The 15,341-nt window shown below is 62.5% G+C and carries 20 protein-coding genes, 1 tRNA gene and 1 riboswitch; of the genes, 7 read left to right on the plus strand and 14 right to left on the minus strand.

The genetic code is table 11. From position 1 onward, the window contains the following. Positions 1-135: 135 nt before the first annotated feature. The 6 genes from ACTXGA_RS03400 to ACTXGA_RS03425 all read right to left on the minus strand — a co-directional run bounded on the left by ACTXGA_RS03400 (position 136) and on the right by ACTXGA_RS03425 (position 3,268). On the minus strand, positions 136-294 hold the full coding sequence (locus tag ACTXGA_RS03400; protein WP_443391723.1) for a DUF1127 domain-containing protein: 159 nt from the start codon (positions 292-294) through the stop codon (positions 136-138). 81 nt (positions 295-375) lie between these two features. Next, the gene (locus ACTXGA_RS03405) at positions 376-534 is read right to left on the minus strand and encodes a DUF1127 domain-containing protein (RefSeq protein ID WP_443391724.1); all 159 of its coding nucleotides are present in this window, start codon (positions 532-534) and stop codon (positions 376-378) included. A gap of 227 nt (positions 535-761) precedes the next feature. Beyond that, positions 762-1,763 (minus strand): type I glyceraldehyde-3-phosphate dehydrogenase, encoded by a 1,002-nt coding sequence (gene gap / locus ACTXGA_RS03410; RefSeq protein ID WP_443391725.1) that lies wholly within the window; start codon positions 1,761-1,763, stop codon positions 762-764. Between the two features lie 103 nt (positions 1,764-1,866). Further along, entirely contained in the window at positions 1,867-2,010 is a 144-nt protein-coding gene (locus ACTXGA_RS03415; RefSeq protein ID WP_443391726.1) for a hypothetical protein, read from the minus strand. A 97-nt stretch (positions 2,011-2,107) separates the two neighbouring features. Continuing rightward, positions 2,108-2,566: a disulfide bond formation protein B gene (locus ACTXGA_RS03420; protein WP_443391727.1), complete on the minus strand. Its 459-nt coding sequence runs from the start codon at positions 2,564-2,566 to the stop codon at positions 2,108-2,110. A gap of 87 nt (positions 2,567-2,653) precedes the next feature. Further along, entirely contained in the window at positions 2,654-3,268 is a 615-nt protein-coding gene (locus ACTXGA_RS03425; protein WP_443391728.1) for an exopolysaccharide biosynthesis protein, read from the minus strand. A gap of 182 nt (positions 3,269-3,450) precedes the next feature. On the opposite strand from ACTXGA_RS03425, the gene ACTXGA_RS03430 reads away from it, so the two are divergent. Further along, positions 3,451-3,536 (plus strand) — tRNA-Leu (locus tag ACTXGA_RS03430). A gap of 239 nt (positions 3,537-3,775) precedes the next feature. Here ACTXGA_RS03430 and ACTXGA_RS03435 read toward each other — a convergent pair. From ACTXGA_RS03435 to ACTXGA_RS03465, 7 genes are all read right to left on the minus strand, one after another. After that, a complete protein-coding gene (locus tag ACTXGA_RS03435; protein ID WP_443391729.1) occupies positions 3,776-4,420 on the minus strand; it encodes a hypothetical protein in 645 nt (214 codons plus the stop codon). An 87-nt stretch (positions 4,421-4,507) separates the two neighbouring features. After that, positions 4,508-5,173 carry a DOMON domain-containing protein gene (locus ACTXGA_RS03440; RefSeq protein WP_443391730.1) on the minus strand — a complete coding sequence of 222 codons (666 nt, stop codon included), beginning with the start codon at positions 5,171-5,173 and terminating at the stop codon, positions 4,508-4,510. Continuing rightward, positions 5,170-5,628 (minus strand): hypothetical protein, encoded by a 459-nt coding sequence (locus ACTXGA_RS03445; protein ID WP_443391731.1) that lies wholly within the window; start codon positions 5,626-5,628, stop codon positions 5,170-5,172. The genes ACTXGA_RS03440 and ACTXGA_RS03445 overlap by 4 nt, the downstream gene beginning before the upstream one ends. Before the next feature lie 16 nt (positions 5,629-5,644). Then, positions 5,645-6,442: a MotA/TolQ/ExbB proton channel family protein gene (locus ACTXGA_RS03450; RefSeq protein ID WP_443391732.1), complete on the minus strand. Its 798-nt coding sequence runs from the start codon at positions 6,440-6,442 to the stop codon at positions 5,645-5,647. 1 nt (position 6,443) lies between these two features. After that, positions 6,444-6,815 carry a hypothetical protein gene (locus ACTXGA_RS03455; RefSeq protein ID WP_443391733.1) on the minus strand — a complete coding sequence of 124 codons (372 nt, stop codon included), beginning with the start codon at positions 6,813-6,815 and terminating at the stop codon, positions 6,444-6,446. Then, entirely contained in the window at positions 6,815-7,438 is a 624-nt protein-coding gene (locus ACTXGA_RS03460; RefSeq protein ID WP_443391734.1) for a hypothetical protein, read from the minus strand. The genes ACTXGA_RS03455 and ACTXGA_RS03460 overlap by 1 nt, the downstream gene beginning before the upstream one ends. 54 nt (positions 7,439-7,492) lie before the next feature. Further along, on the minus strand, positions 7,493-8,377 hold the full coding sequence (locus tag ACTXGA_RS03465) for a hypothetical protein (protein WP_443391735.1): 885 nt from the start codon (positions 8,375-8,377) through the stop codon (positions 7,493-7,495). Between the two features lie 97 nt (positions 8,378-8,474). Here ACTXGA_RS03465 and ACTXGA_RS03470 point away from each other — a divergent pair, with 97 nt between their 5' ends. The 3 genes from ACTXGA_RS03470 (at position 8,475) to ACTXGA_RS03480 (ending at position 11,127) form a co-directional block, all read left to right on the plus strand. After that, positions 8,475-9,641, plus strand: coding sequence for an FtsB/FtsL family cell division protein (locus ACTXGA_RS03470; protein WP_443391736.1), 1,167 nt, complete (start codon positions 8,475-8,477; stop codon positions 9,639-9,641). Continuing rightward, positions 9,632-10,606 (plus strand): hypothetical protein, encoded by a 975-nt coding sequence (locus ACTXGA_RS03475; RefSeq protein ID WP_443391737.1) that lies wholly within the window; start codon positions 9,632-9,634, stop codon positions 10,604-10,606. The genes ACTXGA_RS03470 and ACTXGA_RS03475 overlap by 10 nt, the downstream gene beginning before the upstream one ends. Before the next feature lie 89 nt (positions 10,607-10,695). Beyond that, positions 10,696-11,127 carry a hypothetical protein gene (locus ACTXGA_RS03480; RefSeq protein WP_443391738.1) on the plus strand — a complete coding sequence of 144 codons (432 nt, stop codon included), beginning with the start codon at positions 10,696-10,698 and terminating at the stop codon, positions 11,125-11,127. A 5-nt stretch (positions 11,128-11,132) separates the two neighbouring features. Here the strand turns inward: ACTXGA_RS03480 and ACTXGA_RS03485 are convergent, their stop codons facing one another. After that, entirely contained in the window at positions 11,133-11,258 is a 126-nt protein-coding gene (locus ACTXGA_RS03485) for a hypothetical protein (protein ID WP_443391739.1), read from the minus strand. An 872-nt stretch (positions 11,259-12,130) separates the two neighbouring features. Here ACTXGA_RS03485 and ACTXGA_RS03490 point away from each other — a divergent pair. The 3 genes from ACTXGA_RS03490 to ACTXGA_RS03500 are packed head-to-tail and all read left to right on the plus strand — an operon-like array spanning position 12,131 to position 14,940. Next, the gene (locus tag ACTXGA_RS03490) at positions 12,131-12,871 is read left to right on the plus strand and encodes an ATP-binding cassette domain-containing protein (RefSeq protein WP_443391740.1); all 741 of its coding nucleotides are present in this window, start codon (positions 12,131-12,133) and stop codon (positions 12,869-12,871) included. Then, positions 12,868-13,923, plus strand: coding sequence for an ABC transporter permease (locus ACTXGA_RS03495; protein ID WP_443391741.1), 1,056 nt, complete (start codon positions 12,868-12,870; stop codon positions 13,921-13,923). Before ACTXGA_RS03490 ends, ACTXGA_RS03495 begins: the two co-directional genes overlap by 4 nt. Positions 13,924-13,959: 36 nt before the next feature. Then, complete coding sequence (locus ACTXGA_RS03500; RefSeq protein WP_443391742.1) at positions 13,960-14,940, plus strand: sugar-binding protein; 981 nt, start codon at positions 13,960-13,962, stop codon at positions 14,938-14,940. A gap of 245 nt (positions 14,941-15,185) precedes the next feature. Beyond that, positions 15,186-15,298: riboswitch (guanidine-I (ykkC/yxkD leader) on the plus strand. The last annotated feature ends 43 nt before the right edge of the window (positions 15,299-15,341 follow it).

Genomic DNA, 15,341 nt, shown 5'->3' on the forward strand with positions numbered 1-15,341 from the left:
CGCAAGGCGATATGTGACCTGCGGCGGATTTGGCCGTCAGGGGATGCTCTTGCCGGGGTCTGTCCACGGCGTGGGGCATCGTCCCACCAAGGCACGCCGTCCCCGGCCTATCCGGGGTCGGCGTAGTGCCGCTGTTCAGCCGTAGACGGCCTGATGCGCAATGCGGCGGATGTCGTCGGGCGCGATGTCCAGATCGCGGGCGACGGCGCTGTCCAGCGATTGCAGTTCGCGGACGGTTGTGCGGTACTTCGCACGTTTGTTCAGGGTGGTGCGGATGTCGGAAAAGAAGCTCATTTGTGTGCTTTCCTGTTTCTTGTGCCCGGTCGCGCTGTCCATCCGTCTCGGCGGAAGCGGTGCGGGGTCTTCAGATCGGTGTCAGCCGTAGACGGCCTGACGCGCGATGCGGCGAATGTCAGCCGGTGCGATGTCCAGATCGCGGGCGACGGAGGGGTCCAGAGATTCAAGTTCGCGGACGGTTGCACGGAAGTGTGCGCGCTTGTTCATGGTCGAGCGGATTTCAGAGATGATGCTCATGGTTTTGACTTTCCTGTTCGTGTTTCCGATGGCGCTAACATAGTCATGCTGCGGTGCAGCACAATTGTCAGAAACGGAAAGGCGCTTTGCGCTGGGTGCAGGGCTGACTTAGGGGAAAGTTGTTCGGTTAACATATGGTTAGCAGATGTCTTGCGCGGATGTTGGCCACTTTCGTAACGAAAAAGGCCGCCCGGGAGGCGGCCTTTGACACGTCATATGAAGGGTGTTCAGATCAACTTGCCCATGGCGACGGCGGTGTCGCTCATGCGGTTGGAAAAGCCCCATTCGTTGTCGTACCAAGTCAGGATACGGCACATGGTGCCTTCCATGACCTTGGTCTGATCGGTGTGAAAGATCGACGAATGCGGGTCATGGTTGAAGTCCGAGCTGACCAGTTTCTTGTCTGTGTAGCCAAGAACGCCTTTCAGCGGGCCGTCGGCGGCGGCACGGATCGCATCGTTGATTTCCTCGACACTGGTGCTGCGCGCGGCCTCGAAGGTCAGGTCGACGACCGAGACGTTGGGCGTGGGGACGCGGATCGCCACGCCGTCCAGCTTGCCGTTCAGTTCCGGCAGCACGAGGCCCACGGCCTTGGCGGCGCCGGTCGAGGTCGGGATCATCGACAGCGCCGCGGCGCGGGCGCGATACAGATCCTTGTGCATGGTGTCCAGCGTCGGCTGGTCGCCGGTATAGCTGTGGATCGTGGTCATAAAGCCCTTCACGATACCTATGCTGTCATTCAGCACCTTGGCGACGGGCGACAGGCAGTTGGTGGTGCAGGAGGCGTTCGACACGATCAGATCGTCTGCGGTCAGAACGTTATCGTTGACGCCAAAGACGATGGTCTTGTCCGCGTCCTTGCCGGGGGCGGAGATCAGCACGCGGCTGGCGCCATTGTCCAGATGCGCCTGGCAGGCTTCCTTGGAGGTGAAGATGCCGGTGCATTCCATCACCACGTCCACGTCCGACCAGGGCAGGTCGGCGGGGTTGCGGATCGCCGTCACGCGGATCGGGCCACGGCCCACGTCGATGCTGTCGTCTGTGTGCTTCACCTCGACCGGAAAACGGCCATGTACGCTGTCGTATTGCAGCAGGTGAGCATTGGTTTCCACCGGTCCGAGATCGTTGATGGCGACCACCTCGATATCGGTGCGGCCGGATTCGATGATGGCGCGCAGAACATTGCGTCCGATGCGGCCGAAACCGTTGATGGCAACTTTTACGGTCATTGGGAGAGTCCCTTTTGTGACTGACAGCTATGGAGCAGGTATAAACAGCGTTACCGCTAACAATCAAACGAAACCCGAATAGTCAAGTGGTGCCTGTCGCAGGTCAGCGCCAGAACGCGACCCAGTCCAGAAGAAGAAAGAGCTTCTTGCCAAGAAATAGCAGAATTTCGCCGCCGTTCAGAAAATAATCGGCGCTGATCGCGCCCAGCAGAAAGAGCCCCAGGATGATGGCTAGCCGGTTGGTCATGACGGGGCCTTTTTTCGTTCCTCGACCCCCGTCATGCCAGAGGGAAAGCCTGCTGTCACGGGGCAGGGGCGGGCAGGACTTCGGCAAACAGCAGGTATCAGCGTGTGCGGGCGGCCATGATGAAGATCGCCGCAATCACCGCCGAAGCCGCGACATTGTAGTTGGCCATCGAGAGGCCGAACATTTGCCACGGGATGTCATCGCAACGCACCAGTGGCGCGTTCATGATCGCCTCCAGCGCCTTGTCCGGGCTCAGGCCGGTCACAGAGGGGGCGGAGCAGCTCTGCAGCCCTTCCCACCAGCCACGCTCGACCCCGGAATGGTATACAGCCACCACCGACGACGACGCCGCAGCCAGCGCGGCCAGCCAGAGCAGCGCCGCATTGGGCAGAAAGACGGCAATTGTCCCAAGCACCAATGCCCCGACGTGGCCATAGCGCTGCCAGTAGCAGAGTTTGCAGGGCGCAAGATCGCCGATGTACTGAAATCCAAGCGCGCCCAAGAGCAGGCCCGCAGACCCAAGAACGCCGAGTATGGTCAGGATGGCGCGGTTCATGACAACCTCAAGTGTTCGATCTTTGCCTACAGGTGACGCAGGCAGCCAAGGGACGCAAGTGCAAACAAGGTGATATCGGCGATGTGATCAGAGCCCAAGCCAGGCCTTGATCAGGCTGGCCAAGGTCGCCCCGGCCAGAACAAGCGTGGAGATCCAGGCCGTGCCGATGAGGGTCCCGACCAACACAAGCACGCCATCGCGCTGAAGCAACCCCATGGCGATCACAACCACGGCAAAGCCGGGCACGGTGTTCGTGCCGGGCAGCGGCACCAGGATGGAGGCGCTGAACACCACCAGCGCGATTCCCACGATCCGGTCCAGCGGCGGACGGGTCAACGCCCCCAGCCTCGGGCGGCTGACAGCCTCGATCCGGCGCAGCCAGGGACCGGCGCGCCGCGCGAGCGATTCCAGCCCGCTTGTCGAAACGGTTCGATCTCCGAGCTTGCTTGGCAGCCAGGGGACCTGCCGACCGATTAGGATCTGAAAAGACACAAACATGAGCGGCAGAGCGACGATCTGCGGGATTCCATACAGAAAGGGAATGCAGCAGGGCAGGGCGAGGATCAGCAGAAACAGGCCAAAGGCGCGCTCATGAAGTTGCCCGAGCACCCAGTTGAGCGACACGCTATCGCCCTCGGCATCTGCGGCCAAGGTATCCAGCCGGTCAGAGATTGCCGCATCCGTTTCGTGTAGGGCTGTCATCCAGGGCTCTCCTTGAGTTTCAGACCACAAGATTTTTCTCCCGCTAACAGGTCACGTTCCTCTAGACCAGCGTTTGACCGTCGCACCCTCAAAGTGCCGGTATGAAAGTGCTCCAGAATGGTCGAAACGGAGCCCCAACCCCGCTTGCCCCCATTCGCGCCCATGTGTATACGAGCCTCCGGGCCCAAGTGGCGGAATGGTAGACGCAGGGGATTCAAAATCCCCCGGTAGCGATACCGTGTGAGTTCGAGTCTCACCTTGGGCACCACTTTTTCAAGTTAACGCACTGGAATCCGGTTGCGGTACGCCGGGCGAGCGTAGCTTGCCCCACCGACGGCTGCCACAGCGTGATCTGGATCGGCGAGTTTGATTTCAACGATCTACCGTTATCGGCGACGGACCGGAGGGAAATCGGCGTTGCTCTGGACGCGAAGGCAAGGTTGTCACGCCTTAAAGCATCGTTGAACGCCGCATGGAATAGGTGCCACCTGCGTTCTTTCGCGGGCGTTAGTTGATGACGGTCACCAGATGCGCGCGGGTTTGACCACCGGCGGTTCGGACGCGCCAGGCATTGCCAAGGCGGCTGCAGACGCGGACGAAGTCGTTTTCCCGGACGAAAAAGGTAAGGAGATCGCGCTGCAGGTTCAGGCCCAGGAACCATGTGCCAAGGTCCTTGCAATCCTTGTGGTCGGGAAGGGCGGATTTCTCGGCCTCGGACAGTTCCGATTTCAACAGGCTGCGGATGCTCTGACCGTCAAGCGACACAGCGGTTGCATTGATACCCGGAACCGCGGCGTCGACAGGCGCGACGGGCTGGGGAACCGGCTTTGCTGCGACGACTTCTTCGCCCGCTTCGGGATCGACTTTCACGGGCGGATCGGTGACCTGCGGCTTGGGAAGGTCCGTGCTTGCCAAGAGGGTGACACGGTCCTTGGCCCGGTCGATCACGTCACCCCCGTCCGGCGCGGCGGCCAAGGGGCTTGCCGCGGCCTCGTTCAGCTTCAATTCCACCTCGGCCATGCCGATCAGGATATCTGCCATGAGCTGTTCCGCCGGATTTATGTCCCGCGCGCCCTCCTGCGCAAAGGCAGCAGGAGCCGCCAGCATCAAGGCCAGCGAAAGACCAAGTCGGGATGCGGCACGTTGGGTCATGCGGGGCTCCTTGACCGTTCGTGAGGATTTGTACCGCTTTGGTCGTCGCTTGTCCAAACACGAGGACGGGACAGCGGACGAGCACGGTCAGTAAGACCGCAGCACGCCGCGAAAACCAAAGCTTTCCCGGATCTTACGCTCTTCATAGAGCCTGTTTCCCTCGCGGAAAATGACTGTCACCGGGCGTCCGGCCTCTTCGGCAGCGGCGACTAGGGCGGGCAGATACGGTCGGCCCGAGACAAAGGCGGCGATGCGGGCGGGGGTCTCCTGCTGTGCCCAGGCGGTGATGGCCGCCCCGTCGTCCGGGGCGATCACCTGCGCGATCAATCCGCCGTTTTCGGTGATCGGGACCTCGGGCAGGTTGAGGCGGAACTCGGTAAAGGCGCCGATATCGGGGGAAGGCGTCAGGAACAGATCGATGCCGGTGGCCGGATCGGTGGCGCCAAGTGCGTCGCTGACCGGCGCCGCCGCCAAAAGCGCGGTAGCTGCGTCATAATCGATGCGGATAAGCCCCTCTGCCCGCAACAGCCATGTCTCAAGCCGTGGAAAGGGCGCGGCAAGCGAGGCGGGCTGGATCGGCGCGGTTTCCGGGTCGCTGCTGGTGTAGTCAAAACGCGTGGTTCCGATGGCCGTGGCCGCCGCCGTGGTCACGAGGATGACCAGCATCATCGCAAAGAGAGACACCACCGCGTCCAGTTGATAACTGTCGTCGGCATCGGTTTCGGACCGGGGAGGGGACCGGCGCTGGGTCATTCCGCTGGCTCCGTTGCGACGGGTACCATCGACATGAGCAGGATCGCGCGTTCCTCTCCCGGCTCGCGGGTTTGCGCGGTGTCGGTGACGTCGTTCATCTGCCGGACGGCCCGCTGAAAGCGAAGGGCGCAGAGCAACTCATCCGTGTCCGCCTCGACCCGCACCCGCAGCAGCAACCGGTCCGGGCGTGGATGCCGGGCCAGCCATTCCGCCGCCTCGGATGGGGGCAGGGGATCTGTTGGCAATTGGGGTAGGCCCGGCGGTGCAGGAGGCAGGAAGTGCGCCTGACGGTCGAGGCAGCGCAGTGTCACGTCAGTCTGCGGTTGTGTGCCCGGCGTGGTCAGCATGTTGTTGGACAGCACGATGAAAATCAGCAGGATCGCCGTGCCACCCACAAAGGCATCGACCATGGCCAGCACCGGGACACGGTCGGCGGGTCGCTTCTTTGAACGCACGCCCGGCATCGACCGATCAGCCCGAACCGGCGTGGCGCGACAGCCGGTCCCACGCGCCGTCCAGCACCCGCGCGCCCACAAGGCAGATCAATGCGCCGACAAGCCCGATCAGGGTGGTGTCAAAGGCCACATGCAGTTCGGTCAACACCGGGCGCAAGGCGTCCGGGTTGCCGATGGCATTGGGCAGCGTTTCGATCGCACCACTGAGGCCGACGACCGTGCCCAGAAAACCCAGCATCGGATAGGCGGTCAGGCCCAGCCGCAGCGGATCGGCGATCATCTCTCCTTCGGTGGCCAGCACCAGCGCATCCATGCGGCGCTGATCAGGGTGGCCGAGCCGCAGGCGTTGCGCGGCCAGAGCCCGCGCAAGGTGGGCCAAAGGTGTCAGCAAGCCGGACCGGGCCCGCCGCTGCCGCACCAGTCGGGTGTCGATGGAGAGGTTGATCAATTGCACAAGGATGAACAGCAGCGTGGCGACGCAACCCGCGGCAAAGGTCAGCCTCACGGGGTCGCCGAAGACCCGCGCCAGCAGGCCTCCTTCTCCGGAGGCCTCTGTCACCGCCACCGGGTCTGGTGCCTCCGACTGGTCGGGTGCAAGAGGGACGTCCTGCGGCGCGCCTGTGATTGCGGACCCCGCTTCGCCAATCAAACCCGATACCGCCGCTGACAGGCTGCGATGGTCGGTGACGCCCAGATCGCGCAACAGCGCCAGCGACAAACCCACCACAGCGGCGCAGATCAGCAGGCTGCGCCACGGCCGGATCGGCGGCGTAATCGACAGATCGGCCTCCGGACGGCCCCGGCGCGCGCGCATCTCAGCCGTCCTCGCGCAGGGCGGCGATCAGTGCGCGCACCTCTGTAAGCCGTTTGGCCAGCGCATCGCGCCGATCCTGCAAGGCATCGATCTGGGCAAGGGCCGCCTCTGATCCGCTCAGGACGGCGGCCTCTTCTTGTTCAAGGATGTCGGCGTCCATGTCTGCCAGGACTTTGACGATCCGGGCCTCCAGCGCGCCAGCGGCGGCGATCAGTTCCGCGCGTTCGGCTTCTGGCGCGGGCGCGGTTTCGGGGGGCGGATTGTCATCCGCAAGTGCCGGTACCATTGGGCCCGCCGACAGCGTCAATGCAAAGGCGCAAAGCCCGGCGATCTGGCCGGGCTTTGACAACAGACAGCGCAGGCCGGGCGTCATCAGTTCTCGACAACCGCGTCGGGCTGCTGGCTCTGGCGCAGCGCCTTTTCCACCTCGGCGACACGGTCGGTGCCATCCTGAATGATGCCGGTGGCATCGGCGAACAGCGTTTGGATCTGGTCGTACTTGCGCAGCTTGATCAGGAAGACGATGCGCTTTCGCTCTGCCTCGACCGCGCGAATGCGGCGTTCCAGCGCCTCGAACTCGCTGACCAGCGTGCCGCGCTGTTCGGAAAAGATGCGGGCGTCCTCAAGGAATTCTTCCTCGAAGTCCAGGAACCCTTCGATCTTGGCGGCCTCGGCATCCGCCTTGGCCGCTTCTTCCAGCGCCTTGAGGCGGGTCACGAAGGTGCCGGTGGGATCGCCGACGGCAGCATGGGCGCGCAGCGTCTCGATCATCTCGTCAAAGGCCTTGTCCGCCTCTTCCAGTTCGATGGTCGAAAGGTCGATCTCCTGCGACAGCGCGTCGATCCGGTCCAGCGTGGCGGTGCGCGAGGCGGCGATGTCCTCGATGACCTGCGTCAGGGTGACTTCCTCGCCGTCCTGTGCCTGCACTGGCGCGGCCATGACACCCGCGGCGCCAATCGCAAGCGCGGCGGCGAAAAGCTTGATGGAATGGAACATTCTGAAACTCCTGCTTGAAGGATCTACGAAAAATAGCGGCCGTGGCGCGCGGCCTCAGTCACAGGTCGAGGGATCGACAAAGCCGAGGCTGATCAGAGAGGCCAGATCCCGTTCGAGATTTTCGACCACATCGCTGATCTGCCGGTTCTGTTCCTCTGCGCCCACCAGAGATTTCTCCAGCTGGGTTTGGAACACCGTCACCACCGCCTCGCAATTGTCGAAGGTGCGGTTGGTACAGAATTCCTGCCCGCGATCCGCAAACCAGTTGGAATATTGCAGGCGGCAAGAAGTGACGCCGCCCAGCTCTGTGTTCAATTCCTTGGCGCGGCCGGACAGCGATGAGGCACCGATATCGATCTCGATCAGGCGGTCCTCGCCGATGCTGCAAGCCAGTTCCAACAGTTGCGCGCCGGTCAGTGGTGCCTCGCCCAGACCCAGCGTGCCTAGTGCGTCATATTCGCGTTTGACGACCGCGGTTTCGCCGCTGAGACAGCCGAACATCCCTTCCAGTGCAAGGCTGGAGGCCGCGCAGGACGGACGGTCCGAGAAGAAGGCGTTGAAGATTTCCAGACGCTCCTGGCTGCGTGCGATCACACGGCTGGGTTCGCGCGGGACTTTGCGATTTTCGTCGATGCAGGCCTGCAAGGTGACGATCCCGGTTTCCGCCGCGATCGGGCAACTTGCCTCATCCGCATCGGGCAGAGCGGCCATGGCCGTGTCGCAGGCATCGGTGTTGTCCAGCAAGAACTGTGTGGAGGTGCAGGCCACCTGACAGTAGTTCGGACAGCGGGAAAGAGTATCGCCCTCGGCACATTGCTGAACCGCAAAGGCGATGGGGTCAGCTGTGCCCTGCGCCTGTGCGGGGAGGGGGCCGAACATGCCGCCGACAAGGGTGGCAAGAATGGCGTAAGGGATTGTACGAAATGCGAAAAACGCCATAGATCTGGTTCCGGAAACTGCTTTTGTCTTCTCGGCATCACCCCCTTGTCAAACGCGCGTAGGCACCGGAGACTGACGACAACACAAGGGTTAACTAATGCTGATTTCATTGCAAGCCATGATTGCCCCGTTCCTTTTTTGCCCCGAACGGCTGCGCGCCGTTGCCTGTGCCACCGTGCTTTCGGTTCTTGCCTCTGCCGCCATCGCGCAAGAGCCGGAAACTGCTGATCCGTCGGATCCTGTCGAAACCGCAGAGCCGGTCGAGACGCCCGATCCCGTGGCCCCTGCCGAGACGGCGGCGCCCGCCCTTGTGCTGCCGGAGTTCTGCGAGGCGTCCGGTGTTTCGGCGCAGCAATGCCTGAACCTTCTTGGGCAGTTGCAGGTCGAACGGTACTGCCGGATCAAGGGTGTCGATCTTGCGGATTGTGCCGGGTTCATTGCGGCCTATGCACTGCCCAATGACTGCCGGAACGCGGATTTGTCGGCCCCGGGCTGTATCGATTTTCTGGAGTCCCGCACCCGCCTGTACCGGGAGCAGGTGAAGGGGCTGATCGCCCAATGCAATGGTGAAGATTTGTCCGTCTGTCAGGCGTTTCAGGACGAAAACACCGATCTGTCCGCCCAGCTTGCGGGGCTGGAGGCGGAAATTGCCGACCTGCAGGGCGAGAATGCGAGCCTCAAGGATGAGAACGCGAGCCTGACCGCCAAGACAGAGACGCTGGGCAAGGATCTTGCCTTGGCAGAAGCGGCCGTTGAGGCACAGCAGGTGGATGTGGTGGATGTGTGCCGCGCGGCGGCGTTGCGCCTCAATGCGCGGGCGGAGGCGGCGTTTGGGGAGGGGGCCCCGGTGTTGGACGAAGAAGCCTGCGCCCGCAATCCTCTCGCAGAGATCACCCGTTTCCTTGGCGCGCAGGACTTGCCCAGGGGGGCGGCCAAGACCGGCACCGTTTTTGACGATCCCGCGCCCGGACCGGACCCCCAGCCAGCGCCTGAACCAGCCGAGCAAGCCTGCACAGCCCTGCCCACGGAGGATGATCTGGTGGTCTTTCTGGTCACCGATCCCGGCGTCTTTGGCAGCCTTGAGCCCGCGCGGTTCAACCGCCTTGTCCGCGAGCTGACGCAAGGCAACACAGCCCGCGCCGCCGTCGATGTGGTCTGGCCCACCTCCTCGGGTCCGGATGAACGCGATCTTGCGGTCGAACAGCTCTGTACGAGCTTCCCGGTCACTTGCCCGGATCAGAGCGGGGTCGAGGTATGCCCCTGAAACGGGCGATTGCCGGGTTGGCCGTCCTTGTGATGGCGTCCGGCCTGCCATTTTCGGCAATAGCACAGCAATGCCCGGGCTTTCGCGTTGTCCCTTGCGTGCTGATGAAGGTGGATCCGCCGCAACCTCAGTGCAGCGGCGTCTGCGAAGAGTTGAGCAAACAGCTTGAACGCGGCTGCACCGTTGGCACGGATCAGCCCTATGCCGACACGGTTTTTCTGCGCCGCGAAGGGGTGCACTTCGGGTCTGAGGACATGCGTCGCGATCTGGCGCTTGCGGCGCTGGCCGAAACCCTCGACGGAGTGACACCGCTGACCGTGCCGTTGTACGGCGATCCCGATCCGCGTGCCCGCTATGCCGCCGCCTTGCAAACCGCGCTGACCGCCGTTCGAGCTGGACAGATCGGCGACCCCCGGTTTGCAGAGGCCATCACGATGATGGAGGCGGCAGAATTCGACAATTTTCCCCGCAGCGACCTGTTGTTCATGAAGGCGCTACAGGCCGAAGCCGCGAACAAGCTGGCCGAAGCGCGCGCCTTTGCCCACGCCGCCGCAGATCTAGAGCCGCGTTTTTTCAACGCGCTGGCGCTGGAATTGCGACTGACGCTGTTGCAAGGCGCTCATCTGCGCGGCGCGGCGGGACGGTTCGACAACCCCGAGACCTGCGCCGCCGAATTTCGGCAACTGCTGTCAACATTGGCCCGGATCGCGGATCTGGAGCCTTGCCCACGGGTGGCCGCACATCTGGAAATGTACCTGTCGCGGCAGTTGCGGGTGCCGGATCAGGCGCCGGGCCTGCGGGCGGCGCGGGTCTATCTGGGAGTGCTGTCGCGGCGTGAAAGCATGGCGCAAAGCGCGCTGGAGGCATTCGTGCAATCGCCACAGCCGATCTGCGCGGGGCCGGTGGTCGCCGAATTACGGGACCTTCTGACCTTGCTGGATGGCGCAGGACCCGCCGGCCCATGAAGAGGATGAGGCAAGCGGCGCAGGCGGCAGGCTGGCTTTCCCTTGTGGCTTTGGCGGTTTTGACGCTTAAGCAGGGGCAGGGGCTAACCATGCTTCAGGCGGGTAGCTGGTCGCTCAGCCTGATGGCCCTTGTTCTGGTGGCCGCCCTGGTCGCGCCCGACGCTTTGACCCGCGCCCTACCTGCGGCGACTCTGGCCGTGTTGCTGGGCGGGATCTTCTTTTCGCAATTGCCCGAGCAGACCGGCCTGAACCCCGTCGCAAAAATGCTGCAGGGCACGGTCGGCGCGGCGGCGCTGGCGGCGCTTGGGGTGTTCGCAGGGAGGCGCGATGTCGTGGCTCTTGGCGAGGCAGTACTGGCGGGTGCGCTGCACGCAGGTCTGCTGCAGGTGCTGACCTTTGCGCCGATGCTGTCGCCCTTCGCAATGTGGCCGTGGTTGGCACCAGTCCTGCTGCTGGCGTGGGTCACGGTGGTGGGGAGTCTGCTCGGTGTGCGCGCGCTGATGGCTCAGCCGGACACCTGATCCCGTCACGCCGCGACCTGCGCCCTGAGCCAAAACGCATCCGGTGTCAGACGCAGCCAGACCACCTGCGCCATCCGGTCCGGCGCGGCAAACCGCTGCAAATGACGCACCAGACCGGCGGCGTTTTTCAACTGGTTGGTCCATTCGATGTGCTAATTGAAGACACTAGCAGGCCGATCGCCACAATTGGTGCAGCCGAACTGCGTATCGGCAATGGCAAGGCGGATCGGGTCACGGCATGTAGCGTTCCAGTCAGGCCGAACAGGGTCATGAGCCGGGTGAGCCGCCCATGCCAAGCCGTGGCTGTGTCAAGGCCCGCGCCATATCGACGTTCAGCCCCACGACGGACATCAGGCCGGGTCCGTCTATTTCCAGCCGTTGCACGAATATGCCTCTGAACGGGGTCGCATCCGGGCCGGACGCCCTTGGCGCACGGTAGACCGTTCCGATTTTTCAACAGGAAACCACCCGTTCGCGCGTTATCAAATCACTTCCGAAAGGTCGTGTTCCTTTATCTGGAGCGTGTCTCCGGTTGCATTGCAGGGGACGGGGCGGACCAATGCAGATATCCCTGACCACGCTGCGATCCGCGATTGCTGAGGCGCGTTAAATCATCTGTCTTGGCATGAAACACATGGCTTCGGGATCTCGCGGTTTTCGCAAGCGAGTTGTCTTTGTGATGCGTTTCGCATCATTTTTTTTCGCAAAGGGTATTTGAGCTTTAGCGGTAACTGGGCATACTCGCGTACACAAATGGGAGGAGATCGCCGGAAAGGCGGCTCGAACAGCTAGACATTTCAGGCGGCCGAATTGGCTGCACCCCTCTGAAAGCGGATGTGGACCGTTTTCGGGGGGCGGATATCTGCGCCTTGGCGAATGGGCTCGACGAACGTCGGATGCAGTATGTCGGCGGTTCCAGCAGGCTTTCGGGCGCGCAGACACTGTTTCGCACGACACGTTGAACGGCCAAGCCGCAACGGATTGAAGACAAGGGAGGAAGAGCTTGGCTCTGCTGGAATTGAACGAGATCACCAAGAGTTTCGGCGCGATCCACGCGTTAAACGGGGTGAATCTGCATATAAAGCCGGGCGAGGCCATCGGCCTGATGGGCGACAACGGCGCCGGCAAGTCGACCCTGATGAAGATCATTGCCGGAAACTTTCCTCCGACGAACGGCGAAATCCGCATTGATGGAAAGAAGGTGCAATTCACCAAACCCATCGACGCCCGCGATAACGGGATCGAGATCGTCTATCAGGACCTTGCCCTGTGCGATAATCTGACCGCAGGGGCGAACGTCTTTCTGGGCCGCGAGATCAAGTCCGGCATCTGGCCGTTCCGCAAGCTGAATCATCAGGCCATGTACGACAAGGCGGCCGAACTCTTTTCCGAGCTGAAATCCGAAACCCGGCCGCGCGACCTCGTGAAACAGATGTCTGGCGGTCAGCGTCAGGCGGTTGCCATCGCGCGGACCCGTCTCAGTGATCCAAAGCTGGTCCTGATGGATGAACCCACCGCCGCGATCTCTGTCCGGCAGGTGGCCGAGGTGCTGAACCTGATCAAGCGGCTCAAGGCGACGGGCCATGCCGTGATCCTCGTCAGTCACCGGATGCCTGACGTCTTCGAGGTCTGTGACCGCGTCGCCGTCCTGCGCCGTGGGGTCAAGGTGGCCGACAAGAAAATCAGCGAAACCAGCCCGGAAGAAGTGACCGGCCTCATCATCGGAGCGATCCAGGCAGCATGACCGACAAGACCGAAACCCCGCAGGGCGCGCACGCCCAGACTGCGCAGACCCCGGTAGATCATGCCGCCATCGACGAAAGCATCACACTGCGCCAGGAGGTCTCTGGCTTCGGCGCCGTCATCCGGACGCAACCCTTCTGGGTGTTCATCGCCATTCTGGCCATCGGTTTCGTGATGACTTTTGTCTCCGACGCCTTCCTGACCGAACGCAACATGTTCAACATCACCCGCAATATGGCCTTTTTCGGCATCATGGCACTGGGGATGTCGGCGGTGATCTGTACGGCGGGCATCGACCTGTCGGTCGGGTCGCTGCTGGGGCTTTGCGGGATCAACCTCGCCCTTGTCCTGAACGCGGAATGGAGCGTTGGGGTCGGCTTTCTTGTCTGTATGGGCACCGCCGCTCTGGTGGGGTTCATCAACGGGGTGCTTATTGCCTATGTCCGGCTCGCTCCCTTCGTGGTGACGCTGGGCATGTTGGCCATGGCACGGTCCATCGCCATGGTGATTTCCAACAACAAGATGGTCTATGAATTCGGCCCCGGGCAGGACACCTTTGAGTGGATCGGGGGCGGCAGCATGCTGGGTGTGCCCAATGTCGTCTGGGTCCTGATCGTCATGACGGTGTTCTTCATGTGGGTCTGGCGCTATTCGCAGTGGGGCCGTTGGGTCATCGCCATCGGCGGCAATGCCCACGCGGCCAAGCTGTCGGGCATCCCGGTCGAGCGTGTGATCGTCTCTGTCTACATGGTCTGTTCCATGTGCACCGGCATCGCGGCCTTCATGTTCATCGGCTACACCGGCTCGGCCACCAATGGCATGGGCGCGACCTATGAGCTCAACGTCATCGCGGCCAGCGTGATCGGCGGCGCCAACCTGATGGGCGGCGTGGTCTATGCCCTCGGCGCGCCGATCGGCGCGGCGCTGGTCGAATTGATCCGGAATTCACTGCTGCTGGCCGGTATCCCGGCGCTCTGGCAGCAATTTTTTGTCGGGCTGTTCCTCATCCTCGCGGTGCTCCTGGAACAACTCCGCAATCGCGGGGGCAAATAACGCCCCCGTCTTCATGCCAACCTGGGAGGAAAACACATGAAGAGACTTTTGACAGCAACTGCGCTGGTGATGCTGACGCCGATGATGGCCTCGGCCGATTACACCTTCGCGCTGGTGCCCAAGGCGATGAACAACCCGTTCTTCGATCTTGCCCGCGACGGCTGTTACGCCGCACAGGAAGAACTGGCCGACGTCACCTGCGAGTACATCGGCCCCGGTGAACACACCGAACTGGAGCAGATCCAGATCGTGCAGGATCTCATCACCAAGGGTGTTGACGGGATCGCGGTTGCGCCCTCCAACGCGCCGGCAATGGCCAAGGTGCTGAAAGGCGCGATGGACGCGGGCATCCCGGTCATGACCTGGGACTCTGACCTGCTGCCCGAGGACATGTCCCTGCGCACCACCTATGTGGGCACCAACAATTACAACATCGGTGTGCACCTTGCGGAACTGGTGATGGCGCGTCACCCCGATGGCGGCACCATTTGCCTGCAGACCGGCGGCGCGGCAGCGGCGAACCACAACGAGCGTCTGCTGGGCGCGCGTGAAACGCTTGCCGGTGCCGAACTGGGCGATCCTCCGGGCCGCCCGCTGGACGGTGACAACGGCTGGACCGAGATTTCGGGCTGCCCGCTGATCACCAACGACGACGGCAACGTCGCCGTACAGGGCATGACCGACATCCTTGCGGCCAACCCCGATCTGACCGCCTTCCTGTCGACCGGCGCCTTTACCCAGTGGTTCGACAACGCCTACCGGAATGCGGCCGAACCCTACAAAGGCAAGATGGACAGCGGTGAACTGACCATCGTGGTCGCCGACACGCTGCCGATGCAGCTGGCACAGACCAAGGACGGGCTGGGCAACGGTCTTGTCGGTCAACGCCCCTACGAAATGGGCTACAAGGCGATGTACATCCTCAAGGACATCGTCGAGGGCAAGGACGTCGAAGACCCGATCTACACCGGCCTCGACATCTGCAACAACGACAACGTCGACACCTGCGTGAAGTGATCTTCGTAGCCTAAACAAGGAGACGGCGGCACAATCAGTGCCGCCGTTTTCGTATTTCGTCCTGCGCATCGCCCTAATGCGTCCGCGCCGCAGCGAGCGGCGCAATCATAGCGGCGACCCAATACGTGCCAGTTTTCCCACCACAACCGGGATTATTCGCCTATAGTTTAAGCGAATCTATTTTCGGACGCTGTCCTTTCAAACGACTCATCGTGACGACCACGCAATGCAAAACATGCTGTCTTCAGCAGGGTATCTAGGGTTCCGCCTCAACCTCCTCCCCGAGGGTCTGGTCCAAGAGATACCACCGGAGGGCAAATTCCCATCCGGTACACGGCGGGGCAAAATCCCGGGAGAGCACTGCACGTTGGGGTTTCACCGATCTCTCGAGTTCCGCCTCG

The organism is Antarctobacter jejuensis, from assembly GCF_052266595.1.
GTDB classification, from domain to species: domain Bacteria; phylum Pseudomonadota; class Alphaproteobacteria; order Rhodobacterales; family Rhodobacteraceae; genus Antarctobacter; species Antarctobacter jejuensis.

Excerpts from the sequence above, each read along its gene's own strand:
- ACTXGA_RS03450 (WP_443391732.1), bottom strand. The coding sequence starts at position 6,442 with ATGCGCGCGCGCCGGGGCCGTCCGGAGGCCGATCTGTCGATTACGCCG.
- ACTXGA_RS03425 (WP_443391728.1), bottom strand. The coding sequence starts at position 3,268 with ATGACAGCCCTACACGAAACGGATGCGGCAATCTCTGACCGGCTGGAT.
- ACTXGA_RS03400 (WP_443391723.1), bottom strand. The coding sequence starts at position 294 with ATGAGCTTCTTTTCCGACATCCGCACCACCCTGAACAAACGTGCGAAG.
- ACTXGA_RS03440 (WP_443391730.1), bottom strand. The coding sequence starts at position 5,173 with ATGACCCAGCGCCGGTCCCCTCCCCGGTCCGAAACCGATGCCGACGAC.
- ACTXGA_RS03435 (WP_443391729.1), bottom strand. The coding sequence starts at position 4,420 with ATGACCCAACGTGCCGCATCCCGACTTGGTCTTTCGCTGGCCTTGATG.
- ACTXGA_RS03455 (WP_443391733.1), bottom strand. The coding sequence starts at position 6,815 with ATGACGCCCGGCCTGCGCTGTCTGTTGTCAAAGCCCGGCCAGATCGCC.
- gap (WP_443391725.1), bottom strand. The coding sequence starts at position 1,763 with ATGACCGTAAAAGTTGCCATCAACGGTTTCGGCCGCATCGGACGCAAT.
- ACTXGA_RS03470 (WP_443391736.1), top strand. The coding sequence starts at position 8,475 with ATGCTGATTTCATTGCAAGCCATGATTGCCCCGTTCCTTTTTTGCCCC.
- ACTXGA_RS03480 (WP_443391738.1), top strand. The coding sequence starts at position 10,696 with ATGCTTCAGGCGGGTAGCTGGTCGCTCAGCCTGATGGCCCTTGTTCTG.
- ACTXGA_RS03405 (WP_443391724.1), bottom strand. The coding sequence starts at position 534 with ATGAGCATCATCTCTGAAATCCGCTCGACCATGAACAAGCGCGCACAC.
- ACTXGA_RS03500 (WP_443391742.1), top strand. The coding sequence starts at position 13,960 with ATGAAGAGACTTTTGACAGCAACTGCGCTGGTGATGCTGACGCCGATG.
- ACTXGA_RS03420 (WP_443391727.1), bottom strand. The coding sequence starts at position 2,566 with ATGAACCGCGCCATCCTGACCATACTCGGCGTTCTTGGGTCTGCGGGC.
- ACTXGA_RS03465 (WP_443391735.1), bottom strand. The coding sequence starts at position 8,377 with ATGGCGTTTTTCGCATTTCGTACAATCCCTTACGCCATTCTTGCCACC.
- ACTXGA_RS03460 (WP_443391734.1), bottom strand. The coding sequence starts at position 7,438 with ATGTTCCATTCCATCAAGCTTTTCGCCGCCGCGCTTGCGATTGGCGCC.
- ACTXGA_RS03475 (WP_443391737.1), top strand. The coding sequence starts at position 9,632 with ATGCCCCTGAAACGGGCGATTGCCGGGTTGGCCGTCCTTGTGATGGCG.
- ACTXGA_RS03495 (WP_443391741.1), top strand. The coding sequence starts at position 12,868 with ATGACCGACAAGACCGAAACCCCGCAGGGCGCGCACGCCCAGACTGCG.
- ACTXGA_RS03415 (WP_443391726.1), bottom strand. The coding sequence starts at position 2,010 with ATGACCAACCGGCTAGCCATCATCCTGGGGCTCTTTCTGCTGGGCGCG.